Source organism: Ruegeria sp. CDSB022 (genome assembly GCF_059611145.1).
Genome location: NZ_JBXWOZ010000019.1, coordinates 25774 through 44628, shown reverse-complemented (window position 1 = coordinate 44628; position 18855 = coordinate 25774). Strand labels below are relative to the sequence as shown.

The 18855-nt window shown below is 58.8% G+C and carries 24 protein-coding genes; 5 read left to right on the top strand and 19 right to left on the bottom strand.

Annotated elements, in window-relative coordinates; genetic code table 11:
* Positions 1-12: 12 nt before the first annotated feature.
* Positions 13-1452, bottom strand: coding sequence for an aldehyde dehydrogenase family protein (locus AC2FIZ_RS18915; protein ID WP_281973787.1), 1440 nt, complete (start codon positions 1450-1452; stop codon positions 13-15).
* Positions 1453-1659: 207 nt separating this feature from the next.
* On the opposite strand from AC2FIZ_RS18915, the gene AC2FIZ_RS18910 reads away from it, so the two are divergent.
* The gene (locus AC2FIZ_RS18910) at positions 1660-2310 is read left to right on the top strand and encodes a peroxiredoxin (RefSeq protein ID WP_281996032.1); all 651 of its coding nucleotides are present in this window, start codon (positions 1660-1662) and stop codon (positions 2308-2310) included.
* Positions 2311-2381: 71 nt separating this feature from the next.
* Here the strand turns inward: AC2FIZ_RS18910 and AC2FIZ_RS18905 are convergent, their stop codons facing one another.
* The 14 genes from AC2FIZ_RS18905 to rbfA form a co-directional block, all read right to left on the bottom strand.
* Positions 2382-3113, bottom strand: a complete 732-nt coding sequence (locus AC2FIZ_RS18905) for a glycosyltransferase family 25 protein (protein ID WP_281973786.1) — start codon at positions 3111-3113, stop codon at positions 2382-2384.
* Positions 3114-3161: 48 nt separating this feature from the next.
* The gene (locus AC2FIZ_RS18900) at positions 3162-3692 is read right to left on the bottom strand and encodes a helix-turn-helix transcriptional regulator (RefSeq protein WP_281973785.1); all 531 of its coding nucleotides are present in this window, start codon (positions 3690-3692) and stop codon (positions 3162-3164) included.
* Between the two features lie 23 nt (positions 3693-3715).
* Complete coding sequence (locus AC2FIZ_RS18895) at positions 3716-3988, bottom strand: PepSY domain-containing protein (protein WP_142640003.1); 273 nt, start codon at positions 3986-3988, stop codon at positions 3716-3718.
* 175 nt (positions 3989-4163) lie between these two features.
* Positions 4164-6314 (bottom strand): polyribonucleotide nucleotidyltransferase, encoded by a 2151-nt coding sequence (pnp, locus tag AC2FIZ_RS18890; protein WP_281973783.1) that lies wholly within the window; start codon positions 6312-6314, stop codon positions 4164-4166.
* Positions 6315-6550: 236 nt separating this feature from the next.
* Positions 6551-6919 (bottom strand): DUF1761 family protein, encoded by a 369-nt coding sequence (locus tag AC2FIZ_RS18885; protein ID WP_142640007.1) that lies wholly within the window; start codon positions 6917-6919, stop codon positions 6551-6553.
* Complete coding sequence (locus tag AC2FIZ_RS18880) at positions 6916-7338, bottom strand: SRPBCC family protein (RefSeq protein ID WP_281973782.1); 423 nt, start codon at positions 7336-7338, stop codon at positions 6916-6918. The genes AC2FIZ_RS18885 and AC2FIZ_RS18880 overlap by 4 nt, the downstream gene beginning before the upstream one ends.
* A complete protein-coding gene (locus AC2FIZ_RS18875; RefSeq protein ID WP_142640011.1) occupies positions 7319-7672 on the bottom strand; it encodes an ArsR/SmtB family transcription factor in 354 nt (117 codons plus the stop codon). Before AC2FIZ_RS18875 ends, AC2FIZ_RS18880 begins: the two co-directional genes overlap by 20 nt.
* Before the next feature lie 316 nt (positions 7673-7988).
* On the bottom strand, positions 7989-8198 hold the full coding sequence (locus AC2FIZ_RS18870; RefSeq protein WP_281996033.1) for a hypothetical protein: 210 nt from the start codon (positions 8196-8198) through the stop codon (positions 7989-7991).
* Positions 8199-8887: 689 nt separating this feature from the next.
* Complete coding sequence (gene rpsO / locus AC2FIZ_RS18865) at positions 8888-9157, bottom strand: 30S ribosomal protein S15 (RefSeq protein WP_142640015.1); 270 nt, start codon at positions 9155-9157, stop codon at positions 8888-8890.
* A gap of 145 nt (positions 9158-9302) precedes the next feature.
* Positions 9303-10316, bottom strand: coding sequence for a calcium-binding protein (locus AC2FIZ_RS18860; protein WP_496690431.1), 1014 nt, complete (start codon positions 10314-10316; stop codon positions 9303-9305).
* A 94-nt stretch (positions 10317-10410) separates the two neighbouring features.
* Positions 10411-10914 carry a DUF1643 domain-containing protein gene (locus AC2FIZ_RS18855; RefSeq protein ID WP_271952111.1) on the bottom strand — a complete coding sequence of 168 codons (504 nt, stop codon included), beginning with the start codon at positions 10912-10914 and terminating at the stop codon, positions 10411-10413.
* 21 nt (positions 10915-10935) lie between these two features.
* A complete protein-coding gene (gene truB, locus AC2FIZ_RS18850) occupies positions 10936-11841 on the bottom strand; it encodes a tRNA pseudouridine(55) synthase TruB (protein WP_142640021.1) in 906 nt (301 codons plus the stop codon).
* A 60-nt stretch (positions 11842-11901) separates the two neighbouring features.
* Positions 11902-12639, bottom strand: a complete 738-nt coding sequence (locus tag AC2FIZ_RS18845) for a phosphodiester glycosidase family protein (RefSeq protein WP_281973778.1) — start codon at positions 12637-12639, stop codon at positions 11902-11904.
* The gene (rbfA, locus tag AC2FIZ_RS18840; protein WP_142640024.1) at positions 12636-13031 is read right to left on the bottom strand and encodes a 30S ribosome-binding factor RbfA; all 396 of its coding nucleotides are present in this window, start codon (positions 13029-13031) and stop codon (positions 12636-12638) included. Before rbfA ends, AC2FIZ_RS18845 begins: the two co-directional genes overlap by 4 nt.
* Before the next feature lie 91 nt (positions 13032-13122).
* On the opposite strand from rbfA, the gene dapB reads away from it, so the two are divergent.
* Entirely contained in the window at positions 13123-13932 is an 810-nt protein-coding gene (dapB, locus tag AC2FIZ_RS18835) for a 4-hydroxy-tetrahydrodipicolinate reductase (RefSeq protein WP_271952118.1), read from the top strand.
* Between the two features lie 25 nt (positions 13933-13957).
* Here dapB and AC2FIZ_RS18830 read toward each other — a convergent pair whose 3' ends face one another.
* From AC2FIZ_RS18830 to tmpA, 3 genes are read right to left on the bottom strand one after another with little or no spacing between them, the layout of a single operon-like run.
* Positions 13958-14626 (bottom strand): ureidoglycolate lyase, encoded by a 669-nt coding sequence (locus AC2FIZ_RS18830; protein WP_496791467.1) that lies wholly within the window; start codon positions 14624-14626, stop codon positions 13958-13960.
* Positions 14623-15213, bottom strand: coding sequence for a (R)-1-hydroxy-2-trimethylaminoethylphosphonate oxygenase (gene tmpB, locus AC2FIZ_RS18825; RefSeq protein ID WP_142640030.1), 591 nt, complete (start codon positions 15211-15213; stop codon positions 14623-14625). Before tmpB ends, AC2FIZ_RS18830 begins: the two co-directional genes overlap by 4 nt.
* Positions 15210-16346, bottom strand: coding sequence for a 2-trimethylaminoethylphosphonate dioxygenase (gene tmpA, locus AC2FIZ_RS18820; RefSeq protein ID WP_142640032.1), 1137 nt, complete (start codon positions 16344-16346; stop codon positions 15210-15212). Before tmpA ends, tmpB begins: the two co-directional genes overlap by 4 nt.
* 99 nt (positions 16347-16445) lie before the next feature.
* Here tmpA and AC2FIZ_RS18815 point away from each other — a divergent pair, with 99 nt between their 5' ends.
* Positions 16446-16988 (top strand): LysR family transcriptional regulator, encoded by a 543-nt coding sequence (locus AC2FIZ_RS18815; protein ID WP_496791465.1) that lies wholly within the window; start codon positions 16446-16448, stop codon positions 16986-16988.
* On the top strand, positions 16952-17302 hold the full coding sequence (locus tag AC2FIZ_RS18810) for a LysR substrate-binding domain-containing protein (RefSeq protein ID WP_496791464.1): 351 nt from the start codon (positions 16952-16954) through the stop codon (positions 17300-17302). Before AC2FIZ_RS18815 ends, AC2FIZ_RS18810 begins: the two co-directional genes overlap by 37 nt.
* Here the strand turns inward: AC2FIZ_RS18810 and AC2FIZ_RS18805 are convergent, their stop codons facing one another.
* Positions 17303-17485 (bottom strand): DUF1674 domain-containing protein, encoded by a 183-nt coding sequence (locus tag AC2FIZ_RS18805; protein ID WP_142640036.1) that lies wholly within the window; start codon positions 17483-17485, stop codon positions 17303-17305.
* 89 nt (positions 17486-17574) lie between these two features.
* Between AC2FIZ_RS18805 and AC2FIZ_RS18800 the strand changes: the two genes are divergently transcribed.
* Positions 17575-18831, top strand: coding sequence for an RsmB/NOP family class I SAM-dependent RNA methyltransferase (locus tag AC2FIZ_RS18800; RefSeq protein WP_496791462.1), 1257 nt, complete (start codon positions 17575-17577; stop codon positions 18829-18831).
* Positions 18832-18855 lie beyond the last annotated feature (24 nt).

The window sequence follows — 18855 nt, the reverse complement described above, 5'->3', positions numbered from 1 at the left end:
ACGGCAGGTGGGTTACTCGGCAGCCCAGCCGCCGACGGCCTTGACCTCAAGGAAATCCTCCAGCCCCCAGACGCCGCCTTCGCGCCCGTTGCCGGATTGTTTCATGCCGCCGAACGGAGAACCCGCGCTGCGGGATTTGCCATTCATCTCGACCATACCCGACCGCAAAGCGCGGGCCATGCGGTTGGCACGGACGTTATCCTGCGTCTGGACATAGTTGGTCAGCCCATAAGGTGTGTCATTGGCGATTTCAATGGCCTCTTCCTCGGTATCGAAGGGGATCATGGTCAGAACCGGTCCAAAGATCTCTTCGCGGGCGATGGTCATCTGGTTGTTGACGTCGGCAAAGACCGTAGGCCGCACGTAATAGCCCTTGTTCAACCCTTCAGGCCTGCCAGTGCCACCAGCGACAAGGCGCGCGCCTTCGTCGATACCCTTTTGGATCAGGTCCTGAATCTTGCCCCATTGCAGCTCGTTCACAACCGGGCCGATATGGCGACCTTCTTCCATCGCCGGGCCAACGGTGACACCTTTGGCAACCTCAGCTGCGGTTTCCACCGCCGCGTCATAGATGGGACGCTGGACCAGCATCCGGCTAGGGGCGTTACAGCTTTGACCGGTGTTGTTCATCATGTGCAGCACGCCACGTTTGACGGCCTTTTCATCCGCATCGGCAAAGACCACATTTGCACCCTTGCCGCCCAGTTCCAAATGCACCTTCTTCAGTGTATCGGCTGCGGCTTTGGAAATCGCCGTGCCCGCGCGGGTGGATCCCGTAAAGCTGACCATATCCACATCGGGGTGCGTGGACAGCTGAGATCCGACGCCAACCCCGTCACCGTTGACAAGGTTGAAGACACCGGGCGGGAATCCGGCCTCATCCATCAGCTCAGCAAAGATCATCGCGTTCAGCGGGCTTTGCTCCGAGGGTTTCAGAACCATTGTGCAGCCCGCAATCGCAGCCGCACCGACCTTCAGCGTGACCTGGTTCATTGGCCAATTCCACGGTGTGATCAGGGCGGCGACACCGACGGCCTCATAGATGATTTGGTCGTTGGGAGCGTGATCGCCCAGCGGCCGCTCGAAAGGAAACGCTTTGGCAGCGCGGATGAAATTTGCCAGGTGCCAACTGCCTGCTCCGACTTGCTGGCTACGCGCCATGTCGATCGGGGCGCCCATCTCCAACGACATTGCCTGGGCCAGATCCTCGGACCGTTCGGCATAAAGCGCGATCAGCTTTTCGACCATCGCGATGCGGGTTTCCGCCGGGGTTTCCATCCAGCCGGGCAACGCCGCCTTGGCCGCTGCAACAGCTGCGTCCGTATCGGCCTGATCGCCCAGCGAAATCACGGCACATGGTTCTTCGGTCGAGGGGTTGATGACCTGAAAATCATGCGTAACCGATGGGGCAACCCACTGACCGTTGATGTAAAAATTGCGTTTCTCGATCATGGTGCATCCTCCTGACCATGCGACGGGGATTCTTGGTTCGGCGCCACTGTGTCAGGCCTTCAGGAAACCGGCAAGCGCGATTTGATCAAATGGAATTTTGAGGTCTGGCCTAGGGCTAAAGTGACTTGCTGACTGTTTAACATCGGCGCAAAGTGATTAGGTTCTGGACAACCGACTCGGTTTTGTAATTAGCAAAGGAGATGCTTCATGGGTTTGCGCATCAACGACACAGTCCCCAATTTCACTGCAGAAACGGATCAGGGCACCATTCAGTTCCACGACTGGATTGGGGATAGCTGGGCCATTCTGTTCTCGCACCCAAAGGATTTCACTCCTGTCTGCACCACCGAGTTTTCGGCCGTCGCGCAGCTAAGCGATGAGTGGGCCGCGCGCAACACCAAGGTCCTGGGCGTTTCGGTTGACGGCGTCGAAGACCACAAGAAGTGGAAAAAGGATATCGAGGCCTATGGCAACGCGCGTCCCGGTTTTCCAATCATTGCCGATGATGGTCTGGCCGTTTCAAAGGCCTTCGACATGCTGCCCGCCGAGGCCTATTTGCCGGACGGGCGTACCCCGGCCGACAGCGCGACCGTGCGGTCGGTTTTTATCATCGGGCCGGACAAGCAACTGAAGCTTTCGATGACCTATCCTATGACTGTGGGACGTAACTTTGCCGAGATTTTGCGTGCACTGGACGGGTTGCAGATGTCGTCGAAAGGCGTGGCTACCCCGGCGAACTGGGTGCCTGGCGAAGACGTAATCATTCCGCCTGCTGTCTCAAACGACGACGCCAAAGCAAAGTTTGGCGAGTTCGAGACCATCTTCCCCTATCTGCGCAAGACCAAGGCGCCGTCGTAAGACGGCCCAGGTCAGGGGGGCTGTCTGCCCCCCATCGCGCCTCGCGGCGCGATTCCCCCCGGAAGGTATTTTCAGCCAGATGAAGCAGGCGGGCGCTGCGGGTGCAGGTGCAGCTTGGCGCGGTAGGCTGCGCGCTTGAACTCTCGGGTTAATTTGTCTGACAGGGGCGGTTTTGTCTGAATGGTCGAGCCGCCGATTTCCTGGGCCACTTCCTGATTTCCGCTGCCTTGCAAGGCGTGAACCGGCTGGTCTGTCAGCCAGTGCATCTGCAAGAAGGTATCGACAGGGCGGTCGATTTGGTCGGTGGTCGCCAAAAGGCGTTCGGCGGCGTTTTTCCCCACCATCTGACATACGCATTGCAGGCCGATCACCTTGGGTAGGATCAGCCGCAGGCCGTCTTGTTCTGCCAGGACCTGTGCCGGTACTTCGCGCTGTTTTACGGGGATGCGGATATAGTGATCGGGGGTGGCGATTGAGGCCAGCAACCCAAGCGCCTTTTCCATTCGCGCCCGATCTATGCGCAGGTCATCCTCGGAGATGATGGCCAGGTCGATATCGTCCTCGACCAGCTTGCGCCAGATGCGTCGATGGCTTTCGAACACGCCGATTTCTGCGGGTCGCAAGGGGAATGGGTAATGCGGGCGGTGCAGATTTCCGGAATGCAGTTCGACACCGGAAATCTGGTCAGGGTCGCGGCCATTTACGGCCTCAAACAGTTCAGCATTGGGCAGGGCCGCGCAGAGCTGATCAGCATTGGGACGGCGCGCGGTGCTCGAGGACATATGGATGACAAAGGATCGCATACCCCGTGCATAGAACACCGCGTCAGGCGGGGAAAGAGCAACCGTGGATCAAGCCTGGCCCTGGTCGGCGGGTTCTGACGACGAGGACGTGTTGACCAGGGGTTCGGACAAAAGCTCTTCGACAAAAAAGCTGAGCAGTTGGAGCCGCCCTGAGACACCCGCCTTGCGGTAGATCGCAGCGCTTTGTGCCTTGATAGTCCCTTCTTTCGTCTGTCTCAGCTCGGCGATTTCTGCGATCGACAAACCCTTGATGGACAATATTGCAACATCGCGTTCCGCATTGCTGAGCTGCCACTGCGTGAATTGATTTTCGATGACCTGCGAAAACGCGCCCTGCGCCACGCCCAGTTGACGCTGCATGTCCTGCACGCGCAAGCCCTGAGCCCGGATCAGGGTGATTGTCGCCACCAAACCACCGATCAGAGCCAGGGACAGGAACAATTCGAACTGGTGCAAATGCCGAAACCCGGCAGTTTCGCCGCCAAACCAATCTAGCGCTGCATCGGTTAGGAAAAAGGTGGCGCAGACAGCCTGCACCACCAGAAGGAGCCAGAGTAAAGACGTCTGTGAAATCTTCATAGCGCTCCTTTAAGATTGTCTGGTCAGTCGTCGTCCTCTTCAAGCTCGATCGCGGTGACAACGCCATCGGTCTTGTTCAGGACCAGTTCAGTTTCCACGCCATCCTTGACGAGTTCAACCTCGATCTCGCCATCTTCGAATTCGATCTCTTCGATCTGGTATCCCTGCGCCTCGAGAGTGGTGCGGATATCGGTCTCGGTGGTGCCCAGCTTGTCCCCGACTGTCACGTTGGCAAAAGCCAGCACCGGGGCGGTCGCGATCAGTCCGGTCAGAGTCAGCATTTTGAAAGTCTCCATTTCGCATCTCCTAGATTTGTTGCGTCGATGTAGGAGACGTGGGTTCGCCTGGCCGGTGGTGCGATTGGATTTCGGTTGAATTGGGCGGAATTGGCCCAAGGTTTATGCTGACTGAACAAAAAAAAAGACCCCGGACAAAGCCGGGGTCTTTCGAGAAATCAGAGGGGCGAGCAGATTATTCTGCGCCTTCCTCTTTCTTTTCTTTCTTCTCAGGTGCGATCTCTTCGCCGGTTTCCTGATCGACGATTTTCATCGACAGGCGCACTTTGCCACGATCGTCAAAGCCCAGCAGCTTGACCTTCACTTCCTGGCCTTCCTTCAGAACGTCTGACGGATGGTTCAGGCGGCGGTTCTCGATCTGGGACACGTGGACCAGACCGTCACGCTTGCCAAAGAAGTTCACGAAGGCGCCGAAGTCGACGATCTTGACCACTTTACCGGTGTAGATCTGACCTTCTTCCGGCTCTGCGACGATCGAGTGGATCATCTCGTATGCCTTCTTGATCGATTCGCCATCGGGCGAGGCGATCTTGATCACGCCGTCATCGTTGATGTCGACCTTGGCACCAGAAACTTCGACGATTTCGCGGATGACTTTGCCGCCGGAACCGATCACTTCACGGATCTTGTCGGTGGGGATGTTCATGGTCTCGATGCGCGGTGCGTGGACCGAGAAATCATTGGTCTCGGACAGGGCTTTGCCCATCTCGCCCAGGATGTGCATCCGGCCGTCCTTGGCTTGCGCCAGGGCTTTCTCCATGATCTCGGGCGTGATGCCCGCAACCTTGATGTCCATCTGCAGAGAGGTGATGCCGTTTTCGGTACCCGCAACCTTGAAGTCCATGTCGCCCAGGTGGTCTTCGTCACCCAGAATGTCCGACAGGATCGCGTAATCGCCGTCATCTTCCAAGATCAGACCCATGGCAACACCGGCAACCGGTGCTTTCAGCGGAACGCCCGCATCCATCATCGACAGCGAACCGCCGCAAACAGACGCCATCGAGCTTGATCCGTTGGATTCGGTGATCTCCGACACGATGCGGATCGTGTAGGGGAAGTCGGTTGCCGCAGGCAGAACCGCCTGCAACGCACGCCATGCCAGTTTGCCGTGACCAATCTCACGACGTCCCGGAGGGCCCACGCGACCCGCTTCACCAACCGAATAAGGAGGGAAGTTGTAATGCAGCAGGAAGTTCGATTTGAAGTTGCCGTGCAGGGCGTCGATGAACTGCTCATCATCACCGGTGCCCAGCGTGGTTACAGCCAGCGCCTGTGTTTCACCACGGGTGAACAGGGCCGAGCCGTGTGTCCGCGGCAGCATCGAGGTTTCTGCAACGATCGAACGGATATCGGTGGTCGAACGACCGTCGATCCGCTTGCCGCCTTTGACGACGTCGCCGCGCAGGATGCCTGCTTCCAGCTTTTTCATCGCCGAGCCAAGGTTCGCGTCTTCCAGCTGTTCCTCGGTCAGGGCTTCCTTGATTGCGTCGCGGGCAGCGGAAACAGCAGCAGTGCGCTCTTGCTTGTCGGTGATCGCGAAGGCGGCGCGCATCTGTTCTTCACCGGCAGCCTTAACGGCGGCGGACAGCTCGGAATAATCGGGCGCCTGGAAATCAAACGGCTCTTTTGCCGCGTCTTCGGCCAGTGAAATGATCAGGTCGATCACCGGCTGAATCTGCTCGTGTGCAAATTTGACCGCACCCAGCATCTCGGCCTCGGACAGTTCGTAAGCCTCCGATTCAACCATCATCACGGCGTCTTTGGTGCCGGCAACAACCAGATCCAGACGCTGTTCAGGGTTCAGGCGCAGGTCCTGCATGTCGTCCACTGTCGGGTTCAGAATGTATTCGCCATCCTCGAAACCAACGCGGCAACCAGCAATCGGGCCTCTGAACGGTGCGCCGGAAATGGTCAGCGCGGCAGAGGCTGCGATCATCGCCACCATGTCAGGGTCGTTGACCAGATCGTGGCTCAGCACGGTGCACATCACCAGAACTTCGTTTTTGAAGCCGTCAACAAACAGCGGGCGGATCGGCCGGTCGATCAGACGCGCGGTCAGCGTCTCTTTTTCAGTCGGGCGCGCCTCGCGCTTGAAAAAGCCACCCGGAACTTTACCGGCGGCATAATATTTCTCTTGGTAGTGGACGGTCAGCGGGAAAAAGTCCTGACCGGGTTTTTGCTTCCGCGCAAAGGTCACGTTTGCCATCACGCTGGTCTCACCCAGCGTGGCAATCACACTGCCGTCCGCCTGACGGGCAACCTTGCCGGTTTCCAGTGTCAGCGTCTCTTCGCCCCACTGAATTGATTTCTTTGTTACATCAAACATTTGCGTATCCTAGAAGGGAGCACTCCCGCCCCTGCGGGTCTCCCGTTTGCGTGGCGGCCCCATTGCCGCCGACCCCACTTTATCTTCCATTCGAGTGCTGGGGTCAGAGCACAACGTCTCAGATGGACCGCCCATACAGCAGTTTGGGGGCTTTGGAAAGGCAGGAGTTCCGAGGAAGGGTAAGGGTATAAAGGGCGCATGCCCGATCCATCGAGGATCGGGCAGACGCGGCGATCCTACAGGATCGCGTGGGCCAGGATCATGACGATACCACAGCCCAGCGCATAGCCGGTGTCGACCGCAATGGCGAAGCCGCTTTTTTGCGCCCATGTCCCGACCGAGGCTGTCTGCGCCGCCACCGCAAGGATTGCAAGCAGGGCGACGCCCAGGCTATTGGTAGTCTCGGTCACCGCGATTACCGCAGCCAGCAGGATCAGGAACACGATCTGTGTGGCCATCGCGCCCAGTGGCGGGGTTTCGGGCGGCGTCGGGTCGATGCGGGTGCCTTCTGCCCAGCGTTTCTGAAAGCCCATAGGGCCGTAGACCAGCCAGCCCAACAAAAAGGCAGCGACCACCCCTGCACCGAGAGCCAGCCAGTTGATCATAGTGCCGTCTCCAGCGCCGCAAGGATAGCGGTCCAGCCGCCCTCGTGATTGTCCCGGCTTTCCTGCGAGGGAAAGCGGATGTGGTGCAGCCGCAGCTCGGTGCCCTTTTCGGTGGGTGTGAAATCCAGTGTGACCGTGGAATCGTCTTGGCTGTAGGGCGAATTCCAGGTGAATTGCAGACGGTTGGGGCGGTCGATGACCTTGTATTCGCCCTCATGCGGCAGATCGCCAGCCTCGGGCGCGCGCATGATGATTTTGAACCTGCCGCCGACCTTGGCGTCGGAATGCGCTTCGGGCACGGTCATGCCCGGTGCCGGCAGCATGAATTTTGCCAGCATCTCGGGGTTGAGCCAGGCATCAAACACCTTTTCGGGTGGATGTGGAATGGCGCGCGTTATTTCAAGTGACAGGTCCGTCATCTTCTGGGTCCTCCAAAGCAGTTTCCAAGGCGTCCAGCCGAAGCGCCCAAATCGAACGCAACCCGGCAAACCAAGAATCAACGGCTGATAAAGGAGCCATCTGAACCTCGATCAGATGTTCGCGCCATTCGGTCCGGCGCTGCACCAGCTCGGCGTTTTCCAGCACCTTGATGTGCTTGGAGACCGAGTTGAGGCTCATATCGAATTGCCGCGCAATGTCCGTCACCCGCAATGGTCCCTGCTGCGCAAGCATCGTCAGAATAGCGCGGCGGGTCGGGTCGGACGCGGCCTTCAATATTGCATTGAGGTCATATCGACTCTCTCGTTCAACCATTTGGATGAATTACAACCTTATTCTGCTTCAGTCAACCATTTGGGTGAATAACATGTTGAAACCCTGATTGACCAGTCGCCAAATGCACCCTGTTGGATAAGGGTTTGGCCCTGATCGGTGCAGATGTGTCCGAATACAGTCTGAGTCAGGTAAAATTTGGGGAGGACATGTGTGGCAAACGATTTTGGTGGAGCCACTGACTACAGGTGAGATCGGACCGTATTGGCCCCGTCTCCAGCTTAAAGAAGATGATCCATTCTATTATGATCGTGCAGAAAGCGGATTTCATATATCCGGGATCAAAGCGGGTCTGGGCCTATTGCAACGAATCTTCTTTGCTACGCGGTTGGGGAGACCCCAATTCTTCTTCTTTCAATATGCCGCGGAGGATTGCGGCAGTTTCCACCTCGGACATTTTTTTTACGATGCCATCTGTGCCAGAGACTGTTGTTGACTTTTTTTCTGATTTAGGAGCCTGGGAAAGGTTAGCTGCAAAAACGCGGTTCAAAACTGATTTTAGAGGCATTGTTAAACTCCAGTAAAATAGTCGTCGGACACTGTCGCTGCGGGCCAGTCCGAACCACGAGGGTGGGAGGGCTCAAAGACCGTTTGCCGTGAGTGTGTACCCGCAGCGACAGGCGGCATTTAGGAACCGACCGATCCTGTGCAAAGGGGGAAGATATTGGCCTTTCGCGTCATTTTTTGACTCTCTGATAAAAGAACACGACGTTGCTTACGTTTACGTCAACTTTCTAAACCAGCGCTCAGAATCTGCGACGCAACGTCACAATTTGACACCTGTTCATCACGGGCAAATTCAACGGTCCTGAAGGCAAAAAAGCGGCCGTCTTTAGGGGCGATTCTATCGTGCAAGCAGGCGGAACCGTGGCTCCCAATAAAAACGGGCGCGCCCATTGTGGGCGCGCCTTGAAAAGGGAGGACTATGAAAAACCTAACGCTCGAAAAAAAATAAGCGCCTACTCACTACAGTTCCTAGACTGCAGCGATTTGAGCAGCTTGTCGGTGAAGTGGATCACACGGCGCGAAAAAAGTTTCCATCGTCCGAGATGTTGTCGTGATCGGTCATCGAGAAGGCAGCGAAAGGCTTTGCTTCAAGGTCGGAGAGAACCCCAAAACCAAATACGCCCGCCGAATGGCGAGCGTATCATGATCTATAGGCTTTTCAGCGTCTGTATCAAAAACAGCAGCGCGCGCTTAGCGGCGGATGCCCAGCTTTTTGATCAGGTCCTGGTACCGTGCTTCTTCTTTGCCTTTCAGATAGTCCAGCAGCTTACGGCGCTGGGCAACCATCTTCAGAAGACCACGGCGACCGTGGTTGTCTTTCTTGTGGGTCTTGAAGTGCTCGGTCAGGGTGGTGATACGCGAGGTCAGGATGGCAACCTGGACTTCTGGCGAACCGGTATCGCCGTCCTTGGTTGCGAATTCTTTCATGACGCGATCTTTTTCAGCGGCAGTAATCGACATCGGGGTCTCCTTTGAAAAGGTTAGGGTTGATGGCACAGGCCGGGATGTCGTCCAGCGCAGGCCCATGGAGAAAACCGCATCGATTCCGACACGGATGCGCGCGTATAGGCGCATTTGCGGTCAATGGCAAAGGGATTCTGGAAATTCAGCCCAGCGCGCAGAGCTGCGCCAGATCGCCTGAGGATATCAGTTGAATGTCATCGGCGCTGACTCCGTCTGCCCCGATCAGCTGCACCACGTTCTGCCCGTCGACAATTACATGGGTCAGGTTCTCGTCTTCGGTGTCTGTCTTGATCTGAATGTCCGGGTTTTCCTGACCTTCCCATGAGATCAGCAGCTTGTCTTGACCGGGCTGAAAATCCATGACGGTGACGGCGTCATCATCCGATTCGGGCGAAACCACGATGTCATCGTCACCTTCGCCCCCGGTTACGATATCACCGCCTTCGGCAAGGATCGTATCATCCCCGGCGCCACCGTTCAGGAAATCCAGCGCGTTGGTGTCCTCTCCATCCTGACCGTCCAGAATATCGTCGCCATCACCGCCGAACAGCACGTCCTCGCCTTCGCCACCGCTCAACCGGTCATCACCAAACCCGCCATGCAGTGCGTCATCGCCCTCACCGCCGATCAGAATGTCGTCATCCTGCCCGCCATACAGCTCATCCTCGCCCATCCCGCCGTCCAGGTGATCTGCGCCGAAATGCCCGTAAAGTGCATCATCCCCCTCATCGCCCGAGATTTGATCGTCGCCCGCCTCTCCGTGAAGGACATCCTGGCCAGCGCCGCCAAAGATCGTATCAGCGCCTCCTCCCCCATGCAGGGTGTCATCGCCTTCGCCACCATAAATCGTGTCATCCCCCGCATATCCATTGATCTGATCGTCGCCGTCCTGGCCGGTCAGGATGTCCAGATCCTCGGTACCAGCGATGATCATGTCGCCCTCGATTTCGGATATGATCGTCCCGGTCGAAATCTCGGGCGCTTCGGGTTCCTCGACATTCTCACCGACGTCAAGGAATTCGCCAGTTTCGACCGCAGGAGGCTGGTCGTCGACGACATCGTCCTCACCGGGATCTTCATCTATGTCAAAGACATCGCCGATGGCATAGGCCACCCCGCCGACAGCCGCCAGACTAAGCAATCCGATCAGAAACATGACAACCTCCTTGAACGCATTGCTTCGAGGGTGAAATGTCCCATGCGATCAGGGCTTTGGTCAAAGCCTAGCTGAGCTTGTGGTTAACCCTTTGTCACCAGGGTTCGGGGTTTTGCGTGTAAGCGATATAGAGCGGATGCTTGGGGTGGCCGTCCTTGGTAAGCCCAAGGTGGTACATCGGCTGACCGGTGCCGCGCAGCAGGGTTTCGACGGCGGTGCCTCGATCCAAATGCGCGCCATGGGTGCCCCAGGCAGCGATGACCTGATCGGCCCAGTCCACGCCATTCAGAATGGCCATGTCATTCTCAGGCCCCACCGGATCGGCAGCGGCCCGCATCTTGCGTGGATCAGTATCGCGCCATGCAAAGATATTAGTGACCTGAAACGCGCCGAACCCCAGCGCGCGCGCCCGGCGTTCGCAGCGTTCAACCGTGGGATCGTTCTGCACCTCGGTCGCGGTGGACGGATTCAGCATCACAAACAGCGCCTTGCGCCCGGCCGGATCCCAGATGCGCGTCAGGCTATAGCGGTATCTCTCGCAATCTGAATAAACAGCGGTCGAGGGCGCGTCGCCCTTGGTATGTGTGCGCGTGATCATGGGTTTCGACTAGCACGCAGATTACGTGACGAACACCCGGCTGGGATGCAATTCGCCGGATTTATAGATGCCGACCGCCACCGCCTGACCATCCAGCGAGGCCCAGGCCTCATCCCCGTATTCCACATCGGACGCCAGAACCATACCAGGGTTGCCGTTACGCAGACGGGTCGCACCTTCGGGGGTGCATTTCAGTTCGGGCAGGTCCGATAGGCCAGTTTCCAGCGGGTGCAGGAAATCATCCAGCGCGGTGGTTTTGGCCATTTCGTCGATCTGTTCAATGCTCAGCCCGTCTTTGGTCTCGAATGGGCCGGACCAGATACGGCGCAGCTCGCGGACATGGCCGTAGCACCCCAGCGCGGCCCCCAGATCGCGGGCGATCGATCGGACATAACCACCCTTGCCGCAAGTCATTTCCAGCATGACGTGGTCGTCGTCGGGGCGGTCGACTAGAACCAGCTCTTCGACCCACAGAGGGCGCGCAGCCAGTTCCACATCCTCGCCATCGCGGGCCAGCTTATAGGCACGCTGCCCGTCGATCTTCACCGCCGAGAATTTCGGCGGGACTTGCATGATTTCACCGATAAAGGGGGCGAGGGCGTCTTTGATATCCTCATCCGAAGGGCGCGCATCGCTGCTTGCGATTACCTCGCCTTCGGCGTCATCGGTATTGGTGGCCTGACCCAGTCGCACGGTGAAGGTATAGGCCTTGAGTGCGTCGGTGATATAGGGAACGGTCTTGGTTGCCTCACCCAAAGCCACGGCCAGAACTCCGGTAGCCTCGGGGTCCAGCGTGCCCGCATGGCCCGCTTTTTTAGCGTCCATCGCCCAACGCACCTTGTTGACCACGGCGGTCGAGGTCATGCCTGCGGGCTTGTCCACCACCAGCCAACCGGAAATGTCGCGACCCTTGCGTTTGCGTCCCATTGTGCACCTTGTTCTTTGCTGAGGCGCGCGAGTTAGCGGATCGGTCGGGCCCTGTCAATTTCAGGGCGTGTCTTCGACCACACCAACAATCGGCCCCAGTGAAAACCCGACATCGGATCGATTATTCGCCCGGTCATACATACGTGAGATATTGCCATCAAAGAACAGCGCATTCGGGGTTTCCAGTACGTCGCGGAACAGGCTGCCGAATTGGTGGAAGGTTACGTAATCTTCGGAAATGGCAAACACCGCGCGGGTGCCATCACCGCTGGTGCCCACGCCATTGCGGACGTAAACCGACGTCGAATCAGGCAGGAACCTTGGGTGCAGCTCTCCGTCGATGACCAGCATCGGGCCGGATTGACTGGCAAAGCGGCATTCGGGGGCCTGTTCAATGAATTCGAGCGTTTCAAACACGTCGGCGCGGCCCTCGCGGATGCAGAACACGCCATTGGGCAGAAGGCCGAAGTTTCCGGGACCGGGGTTCGGGATCACACGCATCTGCTCCTGCCCGTCCTCGACATAATGGCCGACGGGCGAGCGGTCGTCGTGATACATGCCTGCGTTCATCGCAAAGGCCAGACGCTTGCCAACGGGCTCCAGCGCCTCATTCACCGCCGAGAAATGCCCTAGCAGGTCGCCATTCTCGTCATTGAGGAACAAGCGCATGTCCTCATTCGCGGCATCCACCTCGCAGACAGTGTAGCGTTTGTCACTATGCGTGACCTTTTCGCATGTCACTGCCCCGGTTTGTGCCGCCCACAGGAAAGCGCCCAAAGTGACAAATGCCCGGATCACTCGTCGAGATCGCGGCGCACCGCGTCCTGATCGAACATGCGGCGGGTGTCATCCAAACGGTCGAATGTGTCATCCAGCCGGAATCGCAGATCGGGGGAGAATTTCAGCCCGACCTTTTTACCAACCATGCGCCGCAGCTCGTGTTTGTTGCGGGCCAGCAGTTCGATTACATCCTCCTGCCCTTTGCCGCCCAGGGGCAGCACAAAGGCGGTGGCGATCTTCAGATCGGGCGAGGTGCGCACCTCACCCACGGTGATTGACATGCGATTCAGGTCGGGATCGTGGACATCTCCGCGCGCCAGAACCTCGGACAGGGTGCGGCGGATCAGTTCGCCGACACGCAGCTGTCGTTGGGACGGGCCGGGGCCATCGTGGAATTTGTTCTTAGCCATATCCCCGATCTAAGCGCAAAGCGGGGCTTTGCCAAGCGGGTGCGAACCGGGTAGGAGGCTTTGAGCCAATCAATGCAAAGGGACCAGCACAATGACCCATATTCCGGGGATCGTCATCACAGGGGCTTCGGGCCGTATGGGGCAGATGCTGATCAAGACCGTGACCGACAGCGATCAGGCGCGTCTGGTCGGCGTGGTCGAGCGCGCGGGACATGACTGGGTTGGTCAGGATGTGGGTGTGGCCATGGGCGGTGCCGCGCTGGGCGTCACCGTGACCGATGATCCGCTGGAGGCCTTTGCCCAGGCGCAGGCCGTGATTGATTTCACCGCACCCGAGGCGACGCTGGAATTCGCCGCGTTGGCGGCGCAGGCGCGCTGTGTGCATGTGATCGGCACTACCGGGATGAGTGACGAGCAGATTGCCGCTCTGGAGCCGGCCTCACGTCATGCGGTGATCGTGCGGGCGGGAAATATGAGCCTGGGTGTGAACCTGCTGGTACAGCTGACCAAAAAGGTCGCTGCCGCGTTGGATGAAGATTTCGATATTGAGGTGATCGAAGGGCATCACCACCACAAGGTCGATGCGCCCTCGGGCACCGCGCTGATGCTGGGCGAGGCTGCTGCGGAAGGGCGTGGTGTAGATCTGGCTGAGGTGTCCGATCGGGGCCGCGATGGTATGACCGGCGCGCGCAAACGGGGCGATATCGGGTTCCATGCCATTCGCGGCGGCGACATCGTGGGTGAGCATGACGTGCTATTCGCGGCACCGGGCGAACGCATCGTGCTGCGCCACCTGGCCACTGACCGCGCCATTTTCGCGCGCGGCGCCCTGAAAGCCGCACTTTGGGGGCAGGGTAAAGCGCCTGGCCAATATGACATGGTGGACGTTCTGGGGCTTTGACACCGCCCGGGAGCCGACAGACCGACTACAACTCTCTGATCTTATCTGCGCGCAAAGGGCAGGCGAGATAGACGCCGAATTCTTTGCCGATATCCGCACTGACCCGCGCGTGAACCTTGCCCTGCCGATCCAGAAAACGCTGATTGTCCTCGACCGGGAATATCCCCTCGTGCCAGATGCCAGGATGGATATACAGCCCGCGTGACCCATCACACCAGAAGGCCACCACCTTTTCTGGTGTCAGATTGTCGCCCGGCAATGCGGCAGGGATGATGAAAGGCTTGTTGTCGATCGGCCAGAACATCTGTCCGCCATCGGGGTGATAGTTCATGTGCCAAAGCAGAACCTGATCGCGCGGAGCAGTTTGCCGGTTGGCGTTGGCCTGTTGCGGATCAGTGGACCAGCCGAGGACATAGTGGCCGTTGACCGCTTCGTTCTCGCCGTAAAGGACGTCCCCTTTCCACTCACCATGAAATGTGCCTTCGATCCAACCGGCTTCATCGCCGGTGCCTTCGTCGATGGGCCGCCAGCCTTGCTGTGGCCAACGGACGATTTCAATTTCGAATTCTTCGGGGTCGTCGACCAGACAGCCATAGCCCTTGACCGACTTGTCTGTAGCACGGATCAAGGGGACCTCGTGCCAAGGCAGAGATGGTTTGGTGTTGGCCTCAAAAATGTATTCTGGGGCGTTCATGTGAGCTCCTGATATTTTTCGACCATTCGCTGCACCATCGGCGCAAAATGGTTGAAATCGGGGGTTTCCATGTCTGCACGTTTACCTGCTTCGTCCAGATAACGCACCTGAATGATCTCTTTCAGGTTCGGGTTCTGCTCGAATTCGGCAACTTCTCTGGCACTCATCGGCCCGCCTTGCAGTTCCAGTGTATGAACCGAAGCCGTGGACAGGCGGTTGAAATATTCGGGCTTGGTAGCGCAAAGATACCGTTTGGCCGCCACGTGATAGCGGCAGCAATCGGTGATAACAGACGGAAAGAACTGTTCCAGCACCTCGGCGCCTGCATCTTCGTGATGGCGGTCTTCGGTGTCGTCGGGGTGGTACGTGCCGAATTCGGATGTGAAATGACCGATATCGTGCAGCAATGCCCCTACGATGATCTCTTCGGGCATGCCGTTCTGTTCGGCAATGGTCGCGCCCTGCAGCATGTGTTCTGCCATGGTGACGGGTTCGCCCAGATATTCCTCGCCTCCGCGGCGGTCAAAGATATCCCCGATGAAGGCCACGATATTGTCGGGGGTCAGGGTCGAGAAATCAGGTTTCATTCCGCCGCCTCCAGTGTCGCCAGTTCCATCGCCGCCAGCGTTGACAGTAAGCCGTCCTTGTCGGCATAGCAGCCTTGCAACCACCGCGACCCGGCGCCGGAATAGCCCAGACGCGCGTGCAGGACGCGGGTGTTGTCAACGATGAAGCTTTCGCCCGGCTCCAGCTTGAACGACACGCCCATGGCCGGATCGTCGATTATCTCACCCAACTGGCGATAGGCGGCGTAATAGGCCTCCATCAGATCGAAGGGGATATCCACAAACGGAGCCGACGAGCGGTTGTTAAAGCGGATACCGATCAACTCGCCGTCGGGCGATAGCTCAATCATTGGGCGGCGCGACCGCAGGCAGACCCCGTCCGAGCCCTTGTATTCGAACCGCGCCGGGAAACCTGCCAACAGGGCAAATCCATCGGGGTCCTGATCGCGCAGTTTTTCCGCCGCCCGGAACCCGTCCACAACAATGGAATCGCCACCCTCGGCGCTGTTTTCCAGGCAGTACAGGATCTGCAATGTCGGTACCGGGTCGCGATAGGGGTTGTCCGTGTGCGCCTGCAGGCCAAGCCCTGTAAAGGCCAGGTTGGTCGGGTTCACTTCGGTTCGAACCTCGAAATAGGGGCCATAGTTGGTCTGACGGACGTATCCGAACAGATCAGCCACCTTCAACAGGGATTCCGGTTCGGTCGGGCCACTGGTCAGTTTGGCAAACCCGTATTCGGCGACCATTGCCAGCCAGCCACGCTTGGCTGCGGGTTTGGCGTGGACGTCGCTCCAGTCGGCGCTGGGCGCGTCGAGCCCTTGCTCCCAGGTGGTGATCCCGGGCGCGGTGCGGCCAAAGTTGCGGCTGTCCTCTTGGTCATAGCTATGCGCAGCCAGCCAATCGGCGGGGAAAGTGACAGTCTTGTTTTCGGGTTGAAATGTGACGGTGAGGTCGCCGTTGGCTACTGAGGCAGCGCTGACCATGGTATCGGCGGGGATATCGCCAATGGTGATCAGGCGCTGTCCGTTGCCCGGTGCCCGTGTGTCAGGATCAAGCGCGTTGTCGCGTAGCCAGATGGCGTGAAAGCGGGCACTTGGGCCTGTATCGAATTCCACGGTGACGATTGACGGAGTATGGGTGGCAGAGCGCAGCATGGGGTTTCTCCTGTTCGCGCGGGGCTTTGCTTGAGGATATACGCCCCCTATGGCATTACGACAATTAATCCTTGTTGCTGCTGAGGCCTGGAAAATCTTATGGATAAAAAGAAGATCGGCTTGCCCCCGCTGGACTGGTTGCGCGTATTCGAAGCGGCGGGGCGGTTGGGTGGATTCTCGGCAGCGGCGCGCGAGTTCGGTCTAACGCAGGCTGCCGTCAGTCAGCGCATCGGCAACCTTGAGGCCTGGTTGGGCCGCACGCTGTTTGTGCGCGAGGCGCGCGGTGTATCGCTGACCGTCGAAGGCGAAAGCTATCTGCCGCTGGTTCAGGACAGCTTGCAGGCGCTCGAGCGCAATACCGAAGACCTTTTCGGAAAATCCCCGCGCGAATTGCGGGTGGCTGGCCTGTCGTCCCATATCAAAGCCCTCGTCATACCCGCTCTTGCACGTTTTCACGACCTGCGCCCCAAAGTTCGGGTGCTGACAGATTCTGTGGCGCGACGGTCTTCGCTGGATGAAGAGAGGACTTGGCTTCAAATCCGCTATGGGCGTGGGGCGTGGCCCGGGCGAGATGCCGAACTGATTGCCGCCGAAGTGCTGGTGCGATGGCAGCGCCGGGTGTGGATTGGTCCGCGCCCTTGATTGATCTGCGCGGTGAAAGGCCCGGCTGGCGTGATTGGGCGAAAAACACCACTCAGACCGACCTGCCAACCTCGAAAATGAGCTTCGATTCGATGGAACATGCGATTTCGGCGGCTCGGCAGGGTTTGGGCGTTGTGTTGGGATCCATGCCCTTGGCGCAATCGGACTTGCGAGCGGGGCGGTTGCGTCGACTGGATTTGCCCGAATTGAACGCAAAAGATGGCTATTGGCTGACCTGGCCCGAAGAGCGTGCGAAATCCAATAAGCAACGGGCGCTCATCGCGGATTTTCTGCAGGCCCTGCGCGGGGATTGATCAGAAATCTATCGCGATGCCTTTCTTTTCCCAATCGCCATAACGTGCAGGATCGGGGCCGTCGCGTCCGCCCAGCTCTTTGGGTCGCGCTTTTGCGTCGGCTTCGGCCTTGCGGCGGCGGTCCTCCGCCTCGGCCAGCGCGCGTTGTGCGGCAGGCGGCAGGTCTTTGGGCTCGTCACTCATGACATCGGGTTCCTTTCAGTGCATTGGCTTGATATACGCCCCCGTCCGCCCTTGGCAATGCGGACGAGGGTCACATCAAAGGCGATTCAATGTCCGATAACGCAACGGCCGCGCGACGCAGCGCAATCTACCTTCTGGATCAGATCTTGGGTGAGGGGCGGCTGATGTCAGAATGCCTGGCTGCAGGTGCGTTGGAGCGATTGGCACCAGAAGACCGGGCGCGGGCACAGCGGCTGGCGTTGCAAACGCTGCGTGGGCTCGAACGCGCCGACCGTCTGTTGGACAATCACCTGAACCGCACTCCCGCCCTGACCGTGCATAATGCCCTGCGTCTGGGAGCGGTTGAGCTGTGCCATGGCGAGGCAGCGCATGGCGTCGTAAATTCCATGGTTGAGATTGTCGGTCGCTCGCGCAAGCATGGGCGGCTCAAGGGGTTGGTGAACGCGGTTCTGCGCAAGGTCGCGGCGGAAGGGCCAGAGGCTTGGCCGAAAATGCGCGTGCCGCGCCTACCCGAGTGGCTGCGCGATCCGTTGATCATGGCCTGGGGTGCCGAGGCCGTGACCGGCATGGAGCTGGCGCATTTCGAGGGCGCGCCGCTGGATCTTTCGGTCAAGCCCGGGGCAACAGCGCCGGGTGAGATGCTTCCGACCGGTTCGATGCGGGTTCGGGATGCGGGGCAGGTGTCCGCTCTGCCGGGATATGATCGCGGTGACTGGTGGGTTCAGGATGCCGCCGCCGCACTGCCTGCCCGAGTTCTGGCGCCTAAGGCCGGAGAGAAAATTCTGGACCTTTGCGCTGCGCCCGGTGGCAAGTCGTTGCAGCTGGCGGCTGCGGGGGCCGATGTGACTGCGCTGGATATCTCGGAATCGCGGCTGGAACGAGTCCGCGAGAACCTGACGCGGACGGGCCTGATGGCTACGGTCATCGCGGCTGACGCGCTTGAATATCAAGGTCAGTATGACGCTATCCTGCTGGATGCGCCCTGTTCCGCCACCGGCACGATCCGCCGCCATCCTGATCTGCCCTTTGCCAAGGACGGGTCGGAATTCGGCGCGCTGATCGAGCTGCAAACGCAGATACTTGCTCATGCCTGGACCCTTCTGAAACCGGGCGGGCGGTTGGTGTACTGCACCTGCTCGTTACTGCCCGATGAGGGCGAGGTGCAGGTTGAAGAGGCGCTACAGATGTATCCTGATATGCAAGCGGACCGGGCCGCTTTACAGGTCGTAGGGATCGAAACGGGCTGGATCACCGAAGAGGGCGGTTTGCGTCTGCGGCCTGACTATTGGCCGGGGACAGGCGGCATGGACGGCTTCTATATCGCCTGCCTGACGAAATCGACCTGAAGGCACGCTTTTCGATGACTTGAC

Bases quoted from the DNA above. Each gene is read 5' to 3' on its own strand.
- AC2FIZ_RS18915 (WP_281973787.1), bottom strand. From the start codon at position 1,452: ATGATCGAGAAACGCAATTTTTACATCAACGGTCAGTGGGTTGCCCCA.
- AC2FIZ_RS18910 (WP_281996032.1), top strand. From the start codon at position 1,660: ATGGGTTTGCGCATCAACGACACAGTCCCCAATTTCACTGCAGAAACG.
- AC2FIZ_RS18905 (WP_281973786.1), bottom strand. From the start codon at position 3,113: ATGCGATCCTTTGTCATCCATATGTCCTCGAGCACCGCGCGCCGTCCC.
- AC2FIZ_RS18900 (WP_281973785.1), bottom strand. From the start codon at position 3,692: ATGAAGATTTCACAGACGTCTTTACTCTGGCTCCTTCTGGTGGTGCAG.
- AC2FIZ_RS18895 (WP_142640003.1), bottom strand. From the start codon at position 3,988: ATGGAGACTTTCAAAATGCTGACTCTGACCGGACTGATCGCGACCGCC.
- pnp (WP_281973783.1), bottom strand. From the start codon at position 6,314: ATGTTTGATGTAACAAAGAAATCAATTCAGTGGGGCGAAGAGACGCTG.
- AC2FIZ_RS18885 (WP_142640007.1), bottom strand. From the start codon at position 6,919: ATGATCAACTGGCTGGCTCTCGGTGCAGGGGTGGTCGCTGCCTTTTTG.
- AC2FIZ_RS18880 (WP_281973782.1), bottom strand. From the start codon at position 7,338: ATGACGGACCTGTCACTTGAAATAACGCGCGCCATTCCACATCCACCC.
- AC2FIZ_RS18875 (WP_142640011.1), bottom strand. From the start codon at position 7,672: ATGGTTGAACGAGAGAGTCGATATGACCTCAATGCAATATTGAAGGCC.
- AC2FIZ_RS18870 (WP_281996033.1), bottom strand. From the start codon at position 8,198: ATGCCTCTAAAATCAGTTTTGAACCGCGTTTTTGCAGCTAACCTTTCC.
- rpsO (WP_142640015.1), bottom strand. From the start codon at position 9,157: ATGTCGATTACTGCCGCTGAAAAAGATCGCGTCATGAAAGAATTCGCA.
- AC2FIZ_RS18860 (WP_496690431.1), bottom strand. From the start codon at position 10,316: ATGTTTCTGATCGGATTGCTTAGTCTGGCGGCTGTCGGCGGGGTGGCC.
- AC2FIZ_RS18855 (WP_271952111.1), bottom strand. From the start codon at position 10,914: ATGATCACGCGCACACATACCAAGGGCGACGCGCCCTCGACCGCTGTT.
- truB (WP_142640021.1), bottom strand. From the start codon at position 11,841: ATGGGACGCAAACGCAAGGGTCGCGACATTTCCGGTTGGCTGGTGGTG.
- rbfA (WP_142640024.1), bottom strand. From the start codon at position 13,031: ATGGCTAAGAACAAATTCCACGATGGCCCCGGCCCGTCCCAACGACAG.
- dapB (WP_271952118.1), top strand. From the start codon at position 13,123: ATGACCCATATTCCGGGGATCGTCATCACAGGGGCTTCGGGCCGTATG.
- AC2FIZ_RS18830 (WP_496791467.1), bottom strand. From the start codon at position 14,626: ATGAACGCCCCAGAATACATTTTTGAGGCCAACACCAAACCATCTCTG.
- tmpB (WP_142640030.1), bottom strand. From the start codon at position 15,213: ATGAAACCTGATTTCTCGACCCTGACCCCCGACAATATCGTGGCCTTC.
- tmpA (WP_142640032.1), bottom strand. From the start codon at position 16,346: ATGCTGCGCTCTGCCACCCATACTCCGTCAATCGTCACCGTGGAATTC.
- AC2FIZ_RS18815 (WP_496791465.1), top strand. From the start codon at position 16,446: ATGGATAAAAAGAAGATCGGCTTGCCCCCGCTGGACTGGTTGCGCGTA.
- AC2FIZ_RS18810 (WP_496791464.1), top strand. From the start codon at position 16,952: ATGGCAGCGCCGGGTGTGGATTGGTCCGCGCCCTTGATTGATCTGCGC.
- AC2FIZ_RS18805 (WP_142640036.1), bottom strand. From the start codon at position 17,485: ATGAGTGACGAGCCCAAAGACCTGCCGCCTGCCGCACAACGCGCGCTG.
- AC2FIZ_RS18800 (WP_496791462.1), top strand. From the start codon at position 17,575: ATGTCCGATAACGCAACGGCCGCGCGACGCAGCGCAATCTACCTTCTG.